The organism is Spirochaetota bacterium, from assembly GCA_038043445.1.
Classification (GTDB): domain Bacteria; phylum Spirochaetota; class Brachyspiria; order Brachyspirales; family JACRPF01; genus JBBTBY01.
Map to the genome: position 1 here is coordinate 1 of JBBTBY010000143.1, position 20,635 is coordinate 20,635.

A 20,635-nucleotide genomic window follows, 5' to 3' on the forward strand; every position below is an offset into this window, starting at 1 on the left:
ATATTCTCCTCATCTGGAACGCGTGGGGAGAGTAGCAAGAAAACACGATCCTGTCAACTACGACCCGGGAGCGGAGGCGGTAAGTGTTTCGAAACCCGCGATGATATCGAGGAGCTCGGAGGTGATCGCTTCCTGACGGACAGCATTGTATCGCCCCCGCAGTTCATCGAGGTGTTCATCGACGTGCTTTTCCGCCGCCTGCATGGCCATGAGTCGTGCGGCGTTCTCGCCTGCGAGCGAATCGACGAAGGCGCGAAAGAGCGAAGCATAGAGGTGATGCCGGATCGCTTCGCGCAGTAGCATATGCGTGTCGCCGGCGATGGCCGGTATGCTCTTCGATCTCCATTTCCTGCCGCGCAAAGAAAGGAGATATTCGGGGTCGATGGGGAGCAGCGTTCGCATGTGCGAGGCATAGGCGAGCTCGCCGACCGGTCGATTATGGAAAAGCAGAACGTTTTGAATTCCCCCGTCGTGCAGGCGTTCAAGGAGCAGGATGAAATCATGCAGTATGGGTGTTATCCCGGTCTGCAATCCTGCGGGGTAGGGTATCGTCTCGGCGATGGGAAACCCATTCCCTTCGATGCGCGGCACGATCTTTTCTCCGATGGTGATCATCAATGAATTCTCCGCACGTATCCCCATGCCGGCCAGCGTACGAACGCAGTACGCCGCGATATCGTCGTTGAATTGACCGCACATGCCGAGGTCGGAGCCGAATAGCACGACGGCCGTTCTTTTTGAGACATCGAATTTCGTGCGGAAATACCGGGTATTGACAGGGAGGAATTTTACGATGACGGACAGCGCATCTTCGATGGTGCGGGCATGATCGGCGAGCGAATAGAGCGTTCTCTCGTATTGACGCAGGCTCACCGCCGCCATGATCTTCATCGTGCGTATGACGGATTTCAGCGAATCGGTCGCGCCTATCGTTCTTTGTATCTCTTCAAGCGACGGCATATCTATGCACCGAGGGACGCGACGGCATCGCGCATCTTTGAGATCATCGTGTCCCTGTCGTCCGGCGAAAGCTTTTTTCCCGACCTGATCGTTTCTGCGATACGACCGAGCTCACCGGTGAGGAGCGCGGTAATGGCGATCTTCGCATCGTGTATCTGTTCTACGGCGATGTCGTTGAGTATCCCGCTCGTTACGGCGAGGAGCACGGCTATCTGTTCGGCCACGGGCACCGGTCTGTATTGCGGCTGTTTCAGCACTTCGCGTATTCGATGGCCGCGGTCCAGTACGCTTCGTGTCCCTTCGTCAAGACGTGTGCTGAAACGCTCGAACAATTCCAATTCCTCGAATTGCGAATAGGTGAGCCTCAGATCGCCCGCTACATCGCGATACGCGGGGATCTGCGCCTTGCCGCCGACGCGCGAAACGGATCTGCCAATATCGATCGGCGGCATTTTTCCTTCCTGGAACAGTTTTGCGGAAAGGTATATCTGACCGTCGGTTATCGATACGAGATTCGTTGGGATGTATGCGGCGATATTCTGCGACTCGGTCTCGACGATGGGAAGCGCGGTGAGCGATCCGCCGCCTTTTTCTTCGGAAAGGTGCGTTGCGCGTTCAAGGAGGCGTGAATGTATGTAGAAGATATCGCCGGGGAACGCTTCGCGCGCGGGGGGGCGCCGCAGCAGAAGAGAAAGTTCCCGGTACGAGCGGGCGTGCCGCGAGAGATCGTCGTAGATGATAAGTGCATCGCGTCCGCTCTCCATGAAATATTCGGCTATCGATGTCGCCGCGTACGGCGCAATGAAATTCATTCCCGGGCTGTCATCCCCGGAAGCGACTACGACTATCGTATACCCCATCGCGCCATGTTTCTTGAGATCGGCTATGACCTTCGCCGTCGCCGAGTTCTGCTGACCGATGGCGCAATAGACGCATATCATATCCTTGTCGCGCTGATTGATTATGGTGTCCACCGCAATGGCCGTCTTACCGATCTGCCTGTCGCTCACGATGAGCTCGCGCTGGCCCCTGCCGATAGGTATCAACGCGTCAACGGCGATGATGCCCGTTTGCAGCGGGACGTTCACCGGCGCACGGTCCATGATAGCGGGGCAATCGCGTTCTATCGGATAGCGGGTCGATGCTGCGACAACCCCGCCGTTGTCAAGCGGCGCACCAAGCGGATCGATGACCCTGCCGAGAAGCGCGTCCCCCACCGGCACGTCGATTATCCTTCCCGTGCGGCGCACTTCCATCCCCGCTTCCACCCGTGCGCTTTGTCCTGTCATGACGATCGACACGGAGTCTCGCTCGAGATTGAACGCGATCCCGAAATTATCGCCGGGAAAGCGGACCACCTCGTCCGCCCGCACGTTCGGCAAACCGCTTACACGTACTATGCCGTTACCCACCTGCGTCACTACGCCGATCTCCTCGGGGGAGAACTCGGCGTTGTAATTCCTGAGCCTTTCGTATGCATTCGCGAACATATCCTCGACGATGCCGTCAATATTCGAGCCTGTTTTCTCGTCCATTGTTTACCTTAATCCGCGATCCGCGGTCGATGCGCTGTTTGCCGGGAAAAGATCCCGTTCGATGCCCGAGACGAATGCGTCGATGCTCCAGGATATCGTATGCGCACCGGCGATAAGCGCTATCCCATAGAGGTCTTTCGCCCCGCTTTCAAAACGTATGGCACCGGAATACCCCAAGGCAGCTGCAACGGCATCGGATATCGTTCGTTGTACAGCGGGTGTGACGGGGAATGTGCTTCGGATAATGGGTGACGCGCCCGGCGCGCGCAATGCCTCGGTGAGGCGCGTACGTTCGCTTTCCGCGAGGGATCTCACCTTGCCGGCGAATTTCAATGCGATCCGTTCTTCCAGCGATTCGTCGGCGAGATCGGTCACGGTCTTGTTCGCCAGCGCATAGATGAAGTCCCTGCCCTTTGCCTTGAGGGCGCTGATGAATTTCTCCTCCTGCGCTGCCTGTATCGACTGCAGCTGCTCGCGGTGAGATCGGATCGCTTCCTCAGCATCCTGCATGAGCCGTTCCCTGAGCGAACTCGCTTCCGCGCGCGCGCCTGCGAGCATCGCCTCGCGTTCATCGGCGATGGATTGCAATGCAGACGCATGCTTCGCCTTAAGCGCATCGGCTTCCGCCATTTTTCTGTCTGCGCTCTCGATAGTCGATCGAATCCGCGCATCACGCTCGTCCATCGCCTGTTTCACGCGCCCGAAAAGGAATTTGTAGAGGAGGAAGAGCAGTACGAGGAAGTTGACTATCTGCGCTATGAACGTGAAAAGGTCTATCTCCATGTTCTATTTCCCCGCTTGCGATACGAAATAATTCCAGAACGGGTTGGTAAAAATGAGCACGAACGCTATCACAAGACAATAGATAGCGAGCGACTCTATCATGGCGAGCCCGACGAACAGGTTCCTGCTTATGGTAGGGGCTGCGTCCGGCTGCTGAGCGATAGCCTCGACCGCTCGTGCGACCGATATGCCCTCCCCGATGGCCGGACCGATGATGCCGAGGGATATGCATGTCCCGGCGGTAATGATCGAGACGACTGCGATGAATGTAAGACTGTCCATGGAATGCTCCTTATGTTGTTGAGATTGAAATGCTGTTCTGCCCGCGCTCCGTATGCACTGTCGCGGCACTCCCGATGAATACCGTCGCCAGAATAAAGAAAATATACGCCTGCACGATGCCGATGAGCAGGCCCAGAAGATGCATGAGCACGGGCACAAAGAACGGCGCTATCAGCAGCAGGATCGCGGCGATAAGCCCTTCGCTCATGATATTTCCGAAGAGACGGATCGAGAGCGCCACCGTTCTTGTGAATTCCGTGAGAATGTTGAGCGGGAGCATGACGAAGACGGGTTCGAGGTAGTACTGAAGGTAATCGAAGAACCCCCGCTCCCTGATGCCGAAGAAGGGCACCGCAGCGAATACGGTACATGCGAGAGCTGCCGTCGTGGACAATGATCCGGTGGGTGCATGGAAGTGCGGGACATAATGCAGGACGTTTGAGACCAGAATGAAGAGGAAAAGCGTTGCCACATAGGGAAAATAGGGAACGTGCTCCCTCCCGGTGATACCCTTTATCTGATCCTGTATGAGCGATACTACGCTTTCAAGGACATGCTGCCGTTTCGATATGTTCGGGCCCAGTGAAAGTTTTCTTGTGACGAGTATTGAAAATCCGATAAGGACAGCCATGACGACCCACGTGTACACGATCGTCGCATTGACGGCAATGGCACCGGCCCTGAACATGATGATCTTGTCCGGGTTTATCGTCATCGGGGAGGTCCCTCGCCGGGTTTGTGGGATGTCGGGAAGGAGCGTATCACATTGATGGCGATAAGGCGCATGATCGCGAAGCCGATAACGCTGACCGCGAGCCTGTCGAATCGCCCCCCGAGTGAACAGAGGAAAAATGACGCCCCGCAGAGAAATATTCTGAAAAAGAAACCGACAAACGCCAGCAGCGATGGCGCCGCATCGCGGACTATTTTCCCTACCGATAAGTGAAGGAGCCAGAGATAGATGATCGCGGTAGCGCTCCCGGCGATGAACACGACGACATAGAGAACGATCTCAAGGGCGGTAATGCTTTCCGGTATCATACACGGCATCCTTCCATCGCGGCGGCACGATGCATCATTTTCCATCCTTCTTTTCGACGACACGTTTCATATGCCGCCACGCGTTACAACAGCCAAGCGCAAATCCGGTGAGCATGAGGGTGAGTGCGAACGGAAATTTCGCGGGGAATGAGGCATCGAGCCAGGACCCGAGTGCGATGCCGAGCAGCGGCGGAACGATCACTGACCAGCCGATCAGTCCCGCCGTTCGAAGCCAGAGGAGATTATCCGTATTGCCGCTGTGCGTCCCCCCGCCGCCTGCCGCATCGATGCGCTTGAGGAATCGCGCCTGATATCCGCGCTTTGTGTCCTTCATCGTTTTCCCATGATGAGCGCGCTGATATCGCCTTCCAGCGTGGCGATGATATCCCGCACATCCCTTTCCGCAAGCGCCTTTTTTCCAAGGTCATCCTCGACGATCCGTTCCATTTCAGCCTTCGATGTCCCGCGCACGGCATAGCGTACCGACAATGAAACATCACCGCCTTTTTTCACCAGCATGCCTTCATCGATGGCGATATAGGCGGTACGCCCCTCGGCGTTGTCGTACGAAAGGATGTGCGCCTTGAGCGGTGAGACAATATCGATATGATTCGGCAAGAGACAGAAAAATCCGCGTACGCCCTCGGCGATGATCTTCCGCACATCGCGTTCGACGATGGTATCCGTCGGTGTCGATACGGTGAGCATCATGCCGGCCTCGCTTCGCCGATGGCGCCGATCATGTAGAGCGATCGCTCATGGCGGTCGGCGAATGCATCCTTGAGTATCTGTTCGCATCCGTCGATGGTATCGGCGAGCGATACCGCTTTCCCGGGGTTGCCGGTGAATTGCTCGGTCGAATAGAACGGCTGCGTCAGGAATCGCTCAAGCCGCCGCGCGCGGAAAACGGTCGCCTGGTCCTTTTTCGAGAGCTCTTCGAGACCCAGCATGGCAATGATGTCCTTAAGATCATCGTATTCAGCGAGTGTCTGACGAACATTCCTTGCCGTGATGTAATGCCGTTCCCCCACAAGCCCCGGTGAAAGCATTTTCGACCGCGACTGCAGCGGGTCTATGGCGGGATAGAGCCCCTGGCTCGCCATTCTTCGTGAAAGCACGATCGAGGATGAAAGATGACCGAATGTGTGCACCGCAGCGGGGTCGGTGAAGTCGTCTGCGGGAACATACACCGCCTGAATGGATGTGATCGCACCGGATCTCGTGCTTGAGATGCGCTCTTCAAGTTCGGCGAGATCGGTGGCGAGCGTCGGCTGATATCCGACACGCGAGGGTATCTGACCAAGGAGACCCGATACCTCGGCCCCGGCCTGCACGAATCGGAATATATTATCGATGAGCATGAGAATGTCGGTGTTCTTTTCATCCCTGAAATATTCCGCCATGGTGAGCGCGGTATGGCCGACGCGAAAACGCGCTCCCGGCTGTTCGTTCATCTGACCGAAAACGAGCACGGTCTTGTCGAGAACGCCGACATCGCGGAGTTCTCGATAGAGCTCCTCGCCCTCGCGATTGCGTTCGCCGATGCCGCAGAAGACGCTTATCCCCCGGTGGAGCTCCACCATGTTATGTATCATCTCCATGATAAGGACGGTCTTTCCCACACCGGCGCCGCCGAACAGGCCGGCTTTACCGCCGCGTTCGAGCGGTGCAAGCAAGTCGATTATTTTTATGCCCGTTTCGAATAATTCAGTCTCGGTCGCACGCTCGGCTATCGGTACCGGCTTACGATGGATCGAACGCAATTCAGCACCGTCTATCGATCCATGGGCATCGATGGTGTCGCCGAACACATTGAACACTCGCCCGAGTGTTCTCTCGCCGACAGGAACGGTGATGGGGCCGCCTGTATCTTCAACCTTCATCCCGCGCGAAACGCCGCGAACGGGCGAAAGGGAAATGCATCGAACAGTGCGCTCATCGAGATGTGCTTCCACTTCCAATGTGATGGGTGGCTCCTGCCGAATGATGAGCCTGTTATATATTGCCGGAAGTTTTTCGGGGAATGCGGCATCAACGACGCTGCCGCGTATCGCTGAAACAGCACCCTCATTCACTTTCGGCATCGGTTCATGCATCTCTATCTGCCATTACTGCTCGGTTTGGAACGCGATAAGACTGGATACAATATACTTTTTATGAAAATCAATGTCAATACGCTGAAAGAACAGCGAGCACCTCGTCATCGGTGATCTGCCTGAAATCGTCATAAAAACTTCCTACAGCGCGAAATATCGTCGGGGCACAGAGACAGAGCACCTCATCGCAAACGGCGGCCACTTTTCCGATCGCTTCAGTGGAAGCGACCGGGACCGCGCATATGAGCCGTTTTGGCTTTTCACGGGCTATCGATTCAAGCGCGAGCTGCATGGTAGCCCCGGTGGCAAGTCCGTCATCGATGACTATGACGATGGTGTCGCGTAACGGCACCCGCGGGATTATTTTCCGATAGCGCGCCCCCTGGTGGACCAACTCCTCATGTTTTGCCTTCTTTTCGATTTCTATGTGCCGCGTGTCGATCTGTGCGGCGATGGACGCATCGATGATCGCCTGCCCGTTCTCCGCGATGGCGCCGATCGCGAACTCGGGGTTTCCGGGAAGACCAAGTTTATGGGTAAGCACGATGTCCAATCGGGCTTTCAGCAGTTTTGCTGTTTCGGCGGCTATCGCCATGCCGCCCCGGGGTATACCCAGCACCACCGCGCCAACATCGTAATAGCCGGTGAGCTCTCGCGCGAGCAATCTGCCGGCCTCATGCCGGTCAGCGAAACGTTCCGGCCGATCGGAAACGATCGATATCGTGCCTGTGCGTCGCATACGAACCCCCTTGCGGTAAAGGATCACGAAGCCGATAGCTGTGGCTGAAACAATGATCGCTGTCTCGATGAAGGAAGTGATACGAAAGTACGCGAACGGGAGCGCGCTCATCGAAGCGAGTACGGCCCAGAGCACGATGCCGCGTTTGAACCGTGTCTCATCGCCTGTTCGGTACATCGACGGCATGCCGGCCGATACGTATTCAGCCCCGTATTTCAAAAGCAGTATATGGAAATGGGGGATCTGCCAGAGGAACATGAAAAGCGCTATCGATAGAACAGCGGGGTCAGTCAGCGATCCCCCTGCCGCCGTCCAGCCGGCCATCGGCGGCAGAGCACCGGTGAACGCACCGATGAATATCGCATATTTCGTCCTATGCTTCAACGGCGTGTACATACCGTTGTACCAGACGAATGTAACAGCGCCGATGATCGCGCTCACTGGTGCGGTAAGGAAATAAAGCGAAGCGAGCCCCGCCGATCCGAGAACGATGACTATCATCAGCACACCCCATACCGGCATCGTTCCCTTCGGGAGCGGCCTGTTCTTCGTCCGCGGCATGCGGCCATCGAGATCGCGCTCCTGGATTTGATTGAGCGCCGACGCTGACGCGGCGAGGAGCGCAATACCGATGAAAATAAAAATACTTTTCGCAGTTATTTCACGGGTGCAGAGAAAACAGCCCGCGAATGCCGAAGCTGCAACGGCAAGCGATATGGTAGCGCGCGTGAGGGAGAACAATGCGGACATCATTTGATCGTCTTAAGATAGTTTACTATCTCGTCGACCTCCCTGTCGGAAAGAACGTCCCTGCCGGACGGCATCGTGTTGGGGAATCCATCGGCAACATCGGCCCCGGGCGTTATGATCGAAGATCGGATATAGTCGGCATCGGCGAGTATCTTTTTCGTACGCCCGGCGCTTCGCACCGTCACCGTGGAGCCGTAGAAGCCCCTGAACGTGGGGCCGACCATGGCGGCACCGTCGATGGAATGACAGGATATGCATCCGCGCTCGAAAAGAAGCGATTGCCCTTTCGGCATGGCAAGATCGCGCATCGTGCCGTCGAGCGAAACGTTTTTTCCCGAAAGCCATGCATCGAATTTTTCCGACGGTACGGCGATCAGTTTTGCCAGCATCGCCGAATGCTTTTGACCGCAGTACTGCGAACAGAGGATATAATTATTCCCGGGGGCAGTGGCATTGAACCACACCTCGGTCTTTATCCCGGGCACCGCATCCTGCTGTAAGCGATAGGCCGGCACGTAAAATCCGTGTATCACATCGGCAGCAATGAGCTCGCACCGAACATTCCTGCCGACCGGTACGATGAGATCGGGGCTTTTTTTTCCGTTCTCATATTCGAAAAGCCACGTCCATTGCCGGGCATGGACTTTCACGCGCATCGAGCCTTTCGGCGTTTCACGGAGAAAGGTGAAGCCCGTCAAGCCATAGATGAACATGGTGGTGGCAAGAAGCGCCGGCAAGAGCGTCCATGCGAATTCGAGGAGCGGATTGGGCGAAACCTCGCAGGGGACGGGGTTGCGCGATCGCCGATACCGTACGGCGAAATATATCATGAAGAACACGATGAGAAAAAAGAGGAGGGCACAGAAGACGAGTATGTATATCAGTGCGCCGTCGACGACGGCCGTGGATGTTGCCATGCGTTCGCCCCTCCTTACCGGGTTAGAATGTCGGAAAACGTGAGTCCGATGAATATCGTAAGTGTTATAATGGAGATCGGGATTATCAGTCGTATCACGAGCCGACCCTCATGCCGCAGGTGCATGAAGTAGAGCAGGACGAACGTGGCTTTTGTCGCCGCTATCGCAAGGCAGACGATTATCGCGACCTTCCCCAAATGAAGACTTGCCGCCGCCACGGTCACAACGGTGAGGATGAGGAGGGCGGCCCACACTGCGCTGTACACGATCAATTTAGATGCCATATCAGTATCCTGCTTCATCGCTTCATTCATGTTAACAGATAAAATAACGGGAAAAGAAATATCCAGATAATATCAACCAGATGCCAATAGAGCCCCGCGTTCTCGTGAATGACGAAACGTTGCGCCGTGATTTTTCCGCGCGCTATCCACACAAGGACGAAGGTAAGCACGCCGATGCCGACAATAACGTGAACGGCATGCAGCCCCGTCATCATGTAGTAAAGTCCGAAATACAGTATTTCTCCGCGGGGGCGTGCGAGCAGCGCCGCTGCATTCGGATAAATGCCGTGTTCGAACTTCGCTGTCCACTCGATCGCTTTCACAACGAGGAAGCCCAATGCGAAGAGCACCGTTGCGACGAGCAATGCCGCCGCGAGCCTCGTTCTGGCCACTTTCATGAAATGGATCGACAATGCAACGGTAAAACTGCTCGTGATGAGAATTACCGTATTGAGCGTGCCGAAAAAACGCGACAATGCAAGCGATGCCGAATGGAACTCGGATGGATTCTTGAGGCGATATATCGAGTAGAGAAGGAACAAGCCGCCGAAAAGGAGTATCTCGGTGGCGATGAAAAGCCACATGCCAAGCGCGCCGGAAGAACGCGATCCGTTCCCGCTCATGGGTTTTGTCCTTTATTCCCGAAATCGTACGGGCCCTTCGTTATCGCCGGTACTTCTTCAAAATTCTCCGACGGCGGGGGCGAGGGGATGGTCCATTCGAGCGTTGCGCCGCCCCACGGATTCGAGGGCGCCTTCGGTCCGGTGAACGCACCGCGTATGAGGTTCGCCGCCATGAGAAAAAGGCCGACGATCATGATGAAAGATCCGATAGTGGCCAGCTGATGCATATCCTGATACTGCGGAAGATAATCGTAGAATCGCCGCGGCATGCCCTGCCAGCCGAGAATGAGCATGGGAAAGTAGAAAATGTTGAAACCGACGAAGAGTATGAGCCAGGCAACGACGGAGAACCGTTTATCATACATCCTTCCGGTCATCTTCGGGAGCCAGTAGTGGAATGCGGCGAAGAGACCGAACCCCATGCCGCCGAATATCACATAATGAAAATGACCGACGACGAAGTAGGTATTGTGCAGCTGCACGTTCGCCGAAAGCGCCCCGAGGAACAGCCCGGTAAGCCCGCCTATGGAGAACAGAAAAATGAACGACAGCGCATAGAGGAACGGGGGTTCGAGCTGTATCGATCCTTTGTACATGGTCGCGAGCCAGTTGAACACTTTTATCGCGCTCGGCACGGCGACGATGAACGTAAGGAATGAAAAGATGATGCCCGCGGTGTTGCTCTGCCCGCTCACGAACATGTGATGCCCCCACACAAGGGAGCCTACGCTCGCGATGGCAATGCTTGAGAACGCGATCATCTTGTAGCCGTAGATGTTCTTTCTGGAGAACACCGGGAAAATATCGGAGATAACGCCCATGGCGGGGAGTATCATGATATACACCGCGGGGTGCGAGTATATCCAGAAAAGGTGCTGATAGAGGAGCGGGTCGCCCCCCTTGGACGGATCGAAGACGCCGATGCCGAACAATCGCTCCATGATGACGAGAAGCATAGTGATACCAATGACCGGTGTCGCCAGTATCTGCACCCAGGCGGTCGCGTAGAAACCCCACACCGAGAGCGGCATGCGGAAGAATTTCATCCCCGGTGCGCGCAATTGATGCACGGTAGTGACGATATTGATGCCTGTAAGTATCGAAGACATGCCGAGAATGAACACGGCGAACACGGCGAGGGGCACATTCACCGTGGTCTTGATGCTGAACGGCACGTAGAATGTCCATCCGGTATCGACAGCGCCGCCGCCGAAGAACACAGAAACGAAGGCAAGTATCGCGCCGGCCATATAGAGATACCAGGTGAAGAGATTGAGCCGCGGGAACGCCATGTCCCGGGCGCCGATAAGTATCGGCAGGAAGAAATTCCCGAAAATGGTCGGCACGGCGGGAATGACAACGAGGAATATCTGAATGATGCCGTGCAGCGTGAACATCGCGTTATACTGCTGCGCGGTCATAATTTTATGCCCGGGGACCATGTTGATGCGCATGAGCACGCCGAGGAATACGGCAAGCGTGAAAAAGAAAAGTATCGCAGTGAGATACAGAATGCCGATGCGCTTATGATCGGTGGAGGTGATCCATCCGAGCACGCCGGTGTATTTTCCCGTGTCGGCGAAGTAGGGGAGTTCCGCTGTAGTTCCGTGTTCTGACATGAATGATTATCCTTTGTTGCGTCGACGTCGCGAGGAGATCACGAGATACGCAATGAATATCCCAATGAATACGATAATGACAGAGGCGCTTACCCGGAGCAGGTTGAACACATATCGATGGCTCTTCGGGTCATAGCTGAAGCACATGCGCAGTGCGCGCGCTATTGTCGGCTGTATGGTGCCGGTCCGCGCCTCCATGAGCGACATCGTTATCTCCATGGGCAGATACTCGGTGCCATGTATATAGCGTACGACCTTCCCGGTCGGGGATAGGATGATAAGCCCAAGGGGATGATCGAAATCATTCCCGCGGCGGGCGAAGCGAAAACCGGCGGCGTCGGTCACTTGTTTCACGCTTGCAGCCGATCCGATAAGGAAATGCCATCGATCTTGCGGGTACGGTTTCTGGATGGCCTCAAATGCGATCGTTCGTATCTTCAATGCATCGGCCGGTTTTTCACGGTCGTCGATGGAAATGGTGACCACAGCGGGCTCCGACCCCGGCTTGTCAGCGCACGATCGAAGCGCGCTCGACAACGACGTGACCACCGATAAACATTCATTCCTGCATGTGTAGAAAACGAAGCAGAGTATGGTCGGTCCCTGCACCACATCTTTGAGAAGCACCGATCCCCCATATTCGTCGACAAATTTCGTATCAAGGGGGATCGTCGATCCTTTTTTCTCCTCGATACCTACGATCGGGTCAGGCTCGTTCGTAGCATGCGTTCCGCCATGGGAAAAAAGAGGGGTGATGAAGAGCGACAGCATGAGGAGCGAAGCATGCAGGGGAGTGTACTTCGCGGTTTTCATCGTGTCATTCCTCCCGCTGATCCAGCGCGGCCCGGCGCAGCCGTGTTCGTCTGTGCGGGGATCACTATCGGTGTCTGCTTCGGGACTTTGATCTCAAGCCCCCTGCCGTACACGATCCCGGCCCCAAAATAACCAAGCCCTATCATCGCAACGAACGCAACAGCATAGAGCACGGTCATCGTGAGCGTATGAAGCTTTATTTCGCTCCCGAGAATAATGCCGGCACCAAGCGCAACAAGTGAAATTGAGGCAAGGGTGATCTTGATCTTAATGGGGGTGAACGGGGCGGCATTATAAAAATGTATCCAGTCGAATACGCCGAGGAGTATTGTCGGGAATACGAAAATGAAGGCCAGAATTGATGCGTGCCGTGCGGAGAGCACGAGGTTCTTGCGCTTGAAAATGACAGCGACGAGAAAGAATGTCAACGCCCCTACGGTCAGTCCGATCGGCATATGGGTGATGGGCGAGTGCAGCGGTTCATTGAAGCCTATCGAGGCCAGGAGCTTATACATTTCATCGATCATGTATCACCTCTCAAAGTGACGATTATATGGAAAGCGATGCAAAATGCAATATGAAACAGATCGGGGCGTCTGTGCACTTTACCTTTCAGGGGTTATAATATATACTGATCGAAAGGCCGATAATAGTTCATACGATATCCCTATGAACCTCGAACGTTGACGCGCTCGGGGGAAGCGAGGAACGGTGCATCCGTCGTTTCAGTACCCACTGAACTATTTTGAGCTCATACTCCCGTTCTTCTGTGCGGGGTCGATATTCATCGGTTTGGCGATGTTCCTCCTCATCTATGCCCGTTGGCGTAACAGGCTGTACCTTGCGCTGATATTCCTCTCCGCAATAGCCTTCCTCTTCGTCGCAAGCGGCGCACTGACCGGCATCATCGGCGGCGTCATGCATCAGGCCGCGCTTTCCCGCCAGTTCCATCGGACCGAACAGATCGCTGCGGCGCTCTTCCTTTTTGCGCTTCCGTATTTTCTGGTGCATCTGCTCACGCTCAACGATGTTTTCAAGAAGATAAACCTCGTTCTTGCGGCGGTCTGCTTCGCTCTTGCGTCAGGCATCGTATTGATATCGTTCTTCTCGCCGGACCTCTATATCTCAATGACGATACCGCAGGATAAAGACGATCTTTATGAGTCTGCGTTCGGGCGGGGGCATCAGGGACCGCTCTATATGGTGCGCGACCTCATACTCGCGGTGCTGATACTCTACGCCTTCATCGTCATCGCTGTCGATATCGTGTGGCGCCGCCGCTTGAAAGCCCTCGGGCTGATACTCGCGGGCATAGCAATAGCGATATTCACCGCCGTTGACGATACGCTGTTCGTCTACGGCATGAATCATATCGGGCTCCTTCCGCATCTTGACTATTCGCGTTTCACCGTGGGGATAACCGCGTTCATACTGCTCACGATGGCGAACATTCTGCAGCAGTTCGCGAGCCAGGCGCGCGATGTCGCGCGTGCGTACGAGGCGCTCAATAAGAGCGAGGAGAAATTCCTCGAGATAGCGACCAATATAAGCGAGGTGTTCTGGGTGGTCGATGTGCGCGCGAAAAAGGCGCTCTACGTCAACCCCGTGTATGAGCGCATCTGGGCGCGCCCGCATGAGCCGCTCTATTCGTCGATAGACCCGTGGATCAATTCCATTCACGCGGACGACCGGCGTTATGTGACCGAAGAGATCGTTGCCAATGCCCCGGGATCGAAAAAGGAACTTGAATACCGCATCGTGCGGCCGGACGGATCGATACGATGGATACGCGACCGCATATCGCCGATCCGCGATTCGGCAGGCGTCGTGTACCGCATCGCGCGCATCTCGGAAGATATTACCGAGGCGAAGCTCGCCAATGAGAACCTCACGTATCTTGCATACCACGATGTGCTCACCGGGCTTTTCAATCGCAAGTCGTTCTATCTGAGGCTCGAGGACATCATCATACAGGCGCGGCGTCTGCGCGGCGATAAGGTCAAGGCCGTGCTCGTGTTCGACCTCGATCACTTCAAGGACATAAACGATCTGTTCGGACATACGGCCGCCGACGCGGTGCTCATTCAGGTCTCACAGCGCGTCAAGCGATGCATTCGCGAGAGCGATGTCCTCTTCCGCATCGGCGGCGACGAGTTCGCGGTGCTCCTCAATAATCTCGGTACGGAGACGGACACTGCGATAGTTGCGCAGAAGATGATCGATTCGCTGTCAAAACCGTTCTCCATCAGCGGGAACACCATTTATACCGGTGCGAGCGTCGGTATCGTTCTCTATCCTCGCGATGGTGCGGATGCCGAAGCACTCGTTGCGAACGTTGAGGCGGCGCTCTTCGAGGCGAAGCGCGAGAAGGGGAGCTATGCGTTCTTTACGCCGGAGATGCAGGCCAAGGCGATGGGAAAGATAACCGTCATGGAAGAGCTTCGCCATGCGATAGAGCGCAATGAGTTCGAGTTGTACTATCAGCCGCAGGTGGATGAACATGCGCGCGTGGTCGGTGCGGAGGCGCTTCTGCGATGGAAACATCCGCAGTGGGGGTTCGTCCCGCCGATCAAATTCATCCCGATAGCCGAAGAGACAGGGCTTATCGTCCCCATCGGGCGCTGGGTGTTGAACGCGGCCTGCGCCAGCCTCGCGCGATGGTCGGTAGCGGGTATATCCGGCATCCCCGTATCGGTGAACCTTTCCGTGCGCCAATTCCGCGATCGTGCGCTCTCTGCTTCCATCGATGAGGCATTGAACGCAAGTACGGTCGCGCCGTCGATGCTTCACCTGGAAATAACGGAAAGCACGCTCGCTGAGAACGTCGAGGAAACGATCGTGAAGCTCAAGGAGCTGAACGGCCGCGGATTGGAATTCTCCATCGATGATTTCGGTACGGGGTATTCATCGCTCTCCTATCTGAAGCGCTTCCCCATCAAGGCGCTCAAGATCGATAAATCCTTCGTCGACGGCATACCGGAGAACAGGGAGAACACGGCGCTTGTCAAGGCCATCATTTCAATGGCGCAGGAATTCGGATTATCCGTTGTCGCTGAAGGCGTGGAGCTTGAAGAACAGGCGGCATTCCTCCGCTCGATACGCTGTTCGATAATACAGGGCTATGTATACAGCCCGCCGGTCCCGGAGAACGAATTCATCGCCTTCGTCAAGGAACATCCGTAAATTATATCTCGATCGTCCCTGAAAATACTTCCACCGCATTGCCCGTCATGCGCACACCGGCATCATCGCTCGGCCAGGTTATCGACAGATCCCCGCCGGTAAGATGAACGACGAGCGTTCTGTCGGTCTTTCCCGTGAGCACCCCGGCGACGCATACCGCCGATGCACCGGTACCGCAGGCAAGCGTCTCTCCCGAACCGCGTTCCCAAGTCCTCTGGCGCACTTCCTTTCGGCTCAATATCTCTACGAATTCAACGTTCACCCGCTTCGGGAATGTCGGGTGGTTCTCGATGAGCGGACCGATGGTCGTCACCGGGAATGCAGCGACATTTTCGACATAGATGACCGCATGCGGATTTCCCATCGACACTGCGGTGAAGCGATAGTCCTTCCCGTTCACGGTGAGCGGGCGATCGATGACGCGCGGTGCGTCTATCGTCGTGGGGACAGCAAGACCGTTGAGGCACGGAGTTCCCATGTCGACGGTGACCTGCGATACCTTCCCGTTGTCGACAGTAAGCTGAAGCGTAAGGACGCCGCGGCCGGTCTCTATCCTGAGCGTATCCTTCTTCGCTATGCCGTGGTCATGCACGTATTTCGCCACACAGCGCACGCCGTTGCCGCACATCTCGGATTCGCTCCCGTCGGCATTGAACATGCGCATGCGCGCGTCGGCCTTGTCCGCGGGCTCGATGAGTATGATGCCGTCGCCGCCGATGCCGAAATGCCGGTCGCTTACGCGTACCGCGAGGGATGCCGGATCGCTTACCGTATTCGCGAAGCAGTCGATATAGATGTAATCGTTGCCGGCACCGTGCATTTTCGTGAAGGGCAGCTTCATAGGATGTTCTCCGATCGAACGTATATACTATATCCTTCTTGCATACAGTGTCAAATCCGCATATGGCACAAATCCTCATGGAAAGAAAATACAACCACAGAGATGCACAGAGATATAGCGGATATTGGTTTAACCCAACGGGTAATTTCATATCTTATTTCTCTGTGTCCTCTCGGCCTTTTCTCGGTCTCTGTAGTTTTCTTTGCCTTATGTGAGGATCGGGTATATGCCCCTTTCGCTTGCGAAAAAGGCCGATTCCCCGTACAATGCGCTATAGGTGAAATAACAGTATGCGCATGCGTATAGCAACACTCCTCTTGGCGAATGTCGTCGCGGTCATAGTATTATTCTATGTCCTTGACGTGTTCGGTCTTGTCAGCTATTATTCCGTCATCTCCGGTCAGTTCTATCGCAGCATGCCGTTCGTCCCGCAGAAAAAACGCATAGAGGACGTCGCCCTTCTTGAGAAGGAAGAACTCGCGAAAATGCGTTCGATGTTCCTCGACCGCGAGCGCGATCTTGTCGCGAAAGAGACAAAACTCAGGGACAAAGAGCGCGATCTCACGAGTCGCGAGGACGATATCAACGAAGGGAAGACGCAGCTCGCTGTCGCATGGCAGGCGCTCACGAACCAGAAGCAGAAGGATTTCGAGTACACGAAGATCGTGAAGGACATGGCGACGAAATGGAAGGAGATGCCGCCGGAAAGAACGGCCGCCATTCTCCAGGAACATGCAAAGAACGGCGAGGATCAGCTTATTCTCGATATACTCCTCGAAATGGACAAGCAGGCGCGGGATGAGGGCGGACAATCCATTACGCCCTATCTTTTCAGTCTGCTTCCGCCGGAGCTTTCAGCGCGATTACTTGAGAAATACCGTTCACGTTCGCAATCATAGCACGCTTCGGGCATCGTTCTGACCGACGAGTGCGCACGGCATCACAAAGGAGCCCGTATGGAGATAAAGGTAAAGAGCAATGCGCTTCGAAGGGAAAGGAAGCGCGTGCTGTCAAAGAAGGTAGTGTCGCCCGATATCACGGGCGATTTCCGCATATGCGACATGATGGACGCGTTCAAGGACATGTCCATTCAGGCACGGAATCTCGGGCTGTGCGCCGATGTGTTCGAACAGATGCTTACGGACAAGGACAGACCGACGATACTCCTCGGGCTTGCAGGCCCGCTCATTGCCGGGGGGCTCAGGAACATCATACGAGGGATGATAGAGCACAACATGGTGGATGTCATTGTCTCCACCGGCGCCGTCATGTACCAGGACATCTATCAGGCACGCGGCTTCTCGCATTTCAAAGGGTCTCCGTATGCCGATGACAGCAAACTGCGCGACCTGTACATCGATCGGATATACGATACCTATGTCGATGAGGAGAAATTCTGGGATACCGACGAATGGGTCGGCCGTTACGCCGATACGCTCGAGCGGCGCATCTATTCCTCACGCGAGTTCATATCGCTCGTCGGGCGTGACTGCATCAAGGATAAGGGGTCGATCGTCCGTTCGGCATATATGCGCGGCGTGCCGATATTCATCCCCGCCATCAATGACAGCTCCATCGGCATCGGGCTTACCAATCACTATCACCAGGCGAAGCAGAAGGGTGTTGAGCCGATAACGATAAGCTCGATACGCGATAACTACGAGCTTACGCAGATAGTCGCGAAGTCGAAGGCGACGGCGGCCATCTATATCGCAGGCGGCGTACCCAAGAACTATATCAACGATTCCGTCGTCATGACCTATATCTTCAACCGCGATACCGGCGGGCACACCTATGCGTTCCAGATAACGACGGCGGTGACCGCGGACGGCGGGCTTTCGTCGAGCACGCTCGACGAGGCGAAATCATGGGGCAAGGTGAACAAGCGTGCCGACCGCGCCATGGCGTGGGTGGACCCGATGATAGGGCTGCCGCTCGTGTACGGCTCCGCGCTGCAGAAGGGTACGGCGAAGAAGCGGTCGAGAAGGAAGATAGCCTTTACCGGTGATATCCTCACGAAGCTCGTCTGATGGGTGCCTCCCCGATCGTTCTCATCCACGAGGATGATGATCTCATTGTCGTCGACAAAGCCGCAGGGATAGAGGTCGACAACGAGAGCGTTTCGCGCCCGACGAATATACTGAATGTAATACCAAGATCGTTCCCCGCATTGAGTTCCGTACCGATAACGCTCGTGCATCGCATCGACAAATACACGAGCGGGCTGGTCGTGCTCGCAAAGACGGCGGCTGCCGGTGCGTCGCTTGAAAAGCAGTTCCGTACCCGCACCGTAGAAAAGGAATATCATGCGATAGTGCAGGGGAGGGTGGCCCGCGACACCGGCGTCATGGCAGGGCCCATCGGACGCGACCCGAAAATGCCCAAACGCTTCGCCGTGATACGCGGCGGGAAGCCCGCGTTCTCTGCCTATACCGTGCTCTCCCGATTGACCGGCCATACCCTGCTCGCGCTTTTCCCCAAGACGGGACGGACGCATCAGCTGCGCGTCCATTGCGCACAGATGGGACATCCTATCATCGGCGACAGGCTCTATTCAAAGCGCGCAGGCGACTATGCGATGAAAGGCTTCGCACTTATTGCAAAGAAGATAACCTTCGATCACCCATCGACGGGAAAGCGGGTGTCGTTCGAAACGGAATACCCGGATGAGTTCAAACGCATGTGCGCGTTCTTCAGCGTATCGTCCCGGCCATGAGGCGCTCCGCGTTCCTGCGTGCGCACCATTCCGCTTTCCGCACCGCTTGAGCGACCGACCCTGTCCGCAGATACTGCGATATGAAACCCGCGGCGAATGAATCGCCCGAGCCGATGGGGTTGACCGCCGTGATGCGTGTCGGCGACAATGTCTTCACCACGCCGTCGTCGGTGTAATGGATGGCCTTTTTTCCGTCGGTGAGTATCACTCGTGCGCCGGAGTCTTTGCTCACGGCAAGCATCGTCCGCTCAAGACCGGCCGTCCTTCCGCCCATGAACGTCTGGGAGAATTCATATCGGTTTATCTTGATGAAATCGGGGCGGCAGTGCATGCTTGCCAGAAGGTCCCTGCCGCGAAAATCGATGAGCACGGTCTTGCCGGCGGTTTTCGCAAGCGTAACGAGCGTCGGCATGATATCGGCGCGGAACCCGGGGGCCCTGGTCCCGGATATGACCACGGCGTGTGCGCGCGGAAGCTCTTTCCTGAACGCGGCAAGCACTTTCGTACCGGTAGTACTGTCGACGGGAGAACCCTCTTCGACGATCTCGGTGGCGCTGCCGTCTTTCCTGTTGAGCAGCGTGTAGCAGAATCGCAGTTCGGTCTTCGCCGGTACCGCGATGATGGGATATCGCTCACGGACGGCAAGCGATCGGAATATCATATCGAACATGCCGCCGGAGAACGTGATATGGGCGGTCTTTTCGCCGAGCTCTGAAAGCACGCGCGATACGTTCACTCCCTTACCGGAGAGATAGAAATAATGTTCGCTGCTGCGATTGACCTCACCCTCGATATAGGCGGGAAGTACTATCGTTTTCTGAAGAACAGGATTGAGGCAGACGGTGACGATCATCGCGGGGCGCTATGTGTTCCTGCGGCTGCCCGGCTTTACCGGCGTACTGCCGCTTTTACAGAGCGCGCAGGCATCTGCTTTCCACGATGTAGCCTCGACCGAATGGAGCCATTCCTTGCGTATGCCGAGATCCGCGCCCTCGGGCTGTCCGCGGTCGACGATGACGGCCGCACCGACGGTGATGCCGCCGTGCTTATCGACGAGCTCTTTCACCTCGAGAATGCTTTTCCCGGGGGTGCATACGTCTTCGGCGATGAGCACGCGCTCGCCCGGCGCTATGGAGAACCCGCGGCGGAGGCTGAACACGCCGTCGACGCGCTCGGCGAACATGGTGCGTACACCGAGTTCACGCGCTATACCGTACGCGATGATGATGCCGCCGAACGCCCCGCCGATGACGACATCTATCTTCTCGCCCTGATAGAGCGCGGCAAGATGGGCCGATACATAGGTGTTGTGTTCCGGATACATGGTGAGCCTGGCACATTGCACGTAGCGGTCCGAGTGCAGGCCGCTTGAGAGGAGGAAATGTCCTTCGAGGAGCGCGCCGCTTACGCGCAGCATCGAGAGGAGGGTCTCATCGGTTCGCATAATCATCCT

Annotated in this window: 23 protein-coding genes; 4 read left to right on the plus strand and 19 right to left on the minus strand. The window is 55.9% G+C overall.

Going from position 1 to position 20,635, the window contains the following annotated elements; all coding sequences use genetic code 11:
* Nucleotides 1-57: 57 nt before the first annotated feature.
* The 16 genes from AABZ39_18500 to AABZ39_18575 form a co-directional block, all read right to left on the minus strand.
* Nucleotides 58-960, minus strand: a complete 903-nt coding sequence (locus AABZ39_18500; GenBank protein ID MEK6796773.1) for a F0F1 ATP synthase subunit gamma — start codon at nt 958-960, stop codon at nt 58-60.
* A gap of 2 nt (nt 961-962) precedes the next feature.
* Nucleotides 963-2,495, minus strand: a complete 1,533-nt coding sequence (locus tag AABZ39_18505; protein MEK6796774.1) for an alternate F1F0 ATPase, F1 subunit alpha — start codon at nt 2,493-2,495, stop codon at nt 963-965.
* A gap of 3 nt (nt 2,496-2,498) precedes the next feature.
* Entirely contained in the window at nt 2,499-3,278 is a 780-nt protein-coding gene (locus AABZ39_18510) for a hypothetical protein (GenBank protein MEK6796775.1), read from the minus strand.
* 3 nt (nt 3,279-3,281) lie between these two features.
* Nucleotides 3,282-3,560 (minus strand): F0F1 ATP synthase subunit C, encoded by a 279-nt coding sequence (locus AABZ39_18515; GenBank protein MEK6796776.1) that lies wholly within the window; start codon nt 3,558-3,560, stop codon nt 3,282-3,284.
* Nucleotides 3,561-3,570: 10 nt separating this feature from the next.
* Entirely contained in the window at nt 3,571-4,275 is a 705-nt protein-coding gene (locus AABZ39_18520; GenBank protein MEK6796777.1) for a F0F1 ATP synthase subunit A, read from the minus strand.
* Nucleotides 4,272-4,601, minus strand: a complete 330-nt coding sequence (locus AABZ39_18525) for an ATP synthase subunit I (protein MEK6796778.1) — start codon at nt 4,599-4,601, stop codon at nt 4,272-4,274. Before AABZ39_18525 ends, AABZ39_18520 begins: the two co-directional genes overlap by 4 nt.
* 34 nt (nt 4,602-4,635) lie before the next feature.
* Entirely contained in the window at nt 4,636-4,935 is a 300-nt protein-coding gene (locus tag AABZ39_18530) for an AtpZ/AtpI family protein (GenBank protein ID MEK6796779.1), read from the minus strand.
* Nucleotides 4,932-5,312 (minus strand): F0F1 ATP synthase subunit epsilon, encoded by a 381-nt coding sequence (locus tag AABZ39_18535; protein MEK6796780.1) that lies wholly within the window; start codon nt 5,310-5,312, stop codon nt 4,932-4,934. The genes AABZ39_18530 and AABZ39_18535 overlap by 4 nt, the downstream gene beginning before the upstream one ends.
* Nucleotides 5,309-6,685 (minus strand): F0F1 ATP synthase subunit beta, encoded by a 1,377-nt coding sequence (gene atpD, locus AABZ39_18540; protein ID MEK6796781.1) that lies wholly within the window; start codon nt 6,683-6,685, stop codon nt 5,309-5,311. The genes AABZ39_18535 and atpD overlap by 4 nt, the downstream gene beginning before the upstream one ends.
* 85 nt (nt 6,686-6,770) lie before the next feature.
* Nucleotides 6,771-8,189 (minus strand): UbiA family prenyltransferase, encoded by a 1,419-nt coding sequence (locus AABZ39_18545; GenBank protein MEK6796782.1) that lies wholly within the window; start codon nt 8,187-8,189, stop codon nt 6,771-6,773.
* Nucleotides 8,186-9,103 (minus strand): cytochrome c oxidase subunit II, encoded by a 918-nt coding sequence (gene coxB, locus AABZ39_18550; GenBank protein ID MEK6796783.1) that lies wholly within the window; start codon nt 9,101-9,103, stop codon nt 8,186-8,188. The genes AABZ39_18545 and coxB overlap by 4 nt, the downstream gene beginning before the upstream one ends.
* 14 nt (nt 9,104-9,117) lie before the next feature.
* The gene (locus AABZ39_18555; GenBank protein ID MEK6796784.1) at nt 9,118-9,387 is read right to left on the minus strand and encodes a cytochrome C oxidase subunit IV family protein; all 270 of its coding nucleotides are present in this window, start codon (nt 9,385-9,387) and stop codon (nt 9,118-9,120) included.
* Between the two features lie 26 nt (nt 9,388-9,413).
* Nucleotides 9,414-10,010, minus strand: coding sequence for a cytochrome c oxidase subunit 3 (locus tag AABZ39_18560; protein ID MEK6796785.1), 597 nt, complete (start codon nt 10,008-10,010; stop codon nt 9,414-9,416).
* Nucleotides 10,007-11,629 carry a cbb3-type cytochrome c oxidase subunit I gene (locus AABZ39_18565; protein ID MEK6796786.1) on the minus strand — a complete coding sequence of 541 codons (1,623 nt, stop codon included), beginning with the start codon at nt 11,627-11,629 and terminating at the stop codon, nt 10,007-10,009. The genes AABZ39_18560 and AABZ39_18565 overlap by 4 nt, the downstream gene beginning before the upstream one ends.
* Nucleotides 11,630-11,635: 6 nt before the next feature.
* A complete protein-coding gene (locus tag AABZ39_18570) occupies nt 11,636-12,442 on the minus strand; it encodes an SCO family protein (GenBank protein ID MEK6796787.1) in 807 nt (268 codons plus the stop codon).
* Nucleotides 12,439-12,969 carry a hypothetical protein gene (locus AABZ39_18575; protein MEK6796788.1) on the minus strand — a complete coding sequence of 177 codons (531 nt, stop codon included), beginning with the start codon at nt 12,967-12,969 and terminating at the stop codon, nt 12,439-12,441. Before AABZ39_18575 ends, AABZ39_18570 begins: the two co-directional genes overlap by 4 nt.
* Nucleotides 12,970-13,153: 184 nt before the next feature.
* On the opposite strand from AABZ39_18575, the gene AABZ39_18580 reads away from it, so the two are divergent.
* The gene (locus AABZ39_18580; GenBank protein ID MEK6796789.1) at nt 13,154-15,625 is read left to right on the plus strand and encodes an EAL domain-containing protein; all 2,472 of its coding nucleotides are present in this window, start codon (nt 13,154-13,156) and stop codon (nt 15,623-15,625) included.
* A 1-nt stretch (nt 15,626) separates the two neighbouring features.
* Here the strand turns inward: AABZ39_18580 and dapF are convergent, their stop codons facing one another.
* Complete coding sequence (gene dapF, locus AABZ39_18585; protein ID MEK6796790.1) at nt 15,627-16,460, minus strand: diaminopimelate epimerase; 834 nt, start codon at nt 16,458-16,460, stop codon at nt 15,627-15,629.
* Between the two features lie 302 nt (nt 16,461-16,762).
* Between dapF and AABZ39_18590 the strand changes: the two genes are divergently transcribed.
* From AABZ39_18590 to AABZ39_18600, 3 genes are read left to right on the plus strand one after another with little or no spacing between them, the layout of a single operon-like run.
* The gene (locus AABZ39_18590; protein ID MEK6796791.1) at nt 16,763-17,365 is read left to right on the plus strand and encodes a hypothetical protein; all 603 of its coding nucleotides are present in this window, start codon (nt 16,763-16,765) and stop codon (nt 17,363-17,365) included.
* Between the two features lie 57 nt (nt 17,366-17,422).
* Complete coding sequence (locus AABZ39_18595; protein ID MEK6796792.1) at nt 17,423-18,496, plus strand: deoxyhypusine synthase family protein; 1,074 nt, start codon at nt 17,423-17,425, stop codon at nt 18,494-18,496.
* Nucleotides 18,496-19,182, plus strand: coding sequence for an RluA family pseudouridine synthase (locus AABZ39_18600; protein ID MEK6796793.1), 687 nt, complete (start codon nt 18,496-18,498; stop codon nt 19,180-19,182). Before AABZ39_18595 ends, AABZ39_18600 begins: the two co-directional genes overlap by 1 nt.
* On the opposite strand, the gene AABZ39_18605 is transcribed toward AABZ39_18600, so the two are convergent.
* Both AABZ39_18605 and pyrE read right to left on the minus strand, forming a co-directional pair.
* On the minus strand, nt 19,160-20,035 hold the full coding sequence (locus tag AABZ39_18605; GenBank protein ID MEK6796794.1) for a PfkB family carbohydrate kinase: 876 nt from the start codon (nt 20,033-20,035) through the stop codon (nt 19,160-19,162). The two genes, AABZ39_18600 and AABZ39_18605, sit on opposite strands and share 23 nt — an antisense overlap.
* Before the next feature lie 9 nt (nt 20,036-20,044).
* Nucleotides 20,045-20,626 carry an orotate phosphoribosyltransferase gene (gene pyrE, locus AABZ39_18610; GenBank protein ID MEK6796795.1) on the minus strand — a complete coding sequence of 194 codons (582 nt, stop codon included), beginning with the start codon at nt 20,624-20,626 and terminating at the stop codon, nt 20,045-20,047.
* Nucleotides 20,627-20,635: the final 9 nt, after the last annotated feature.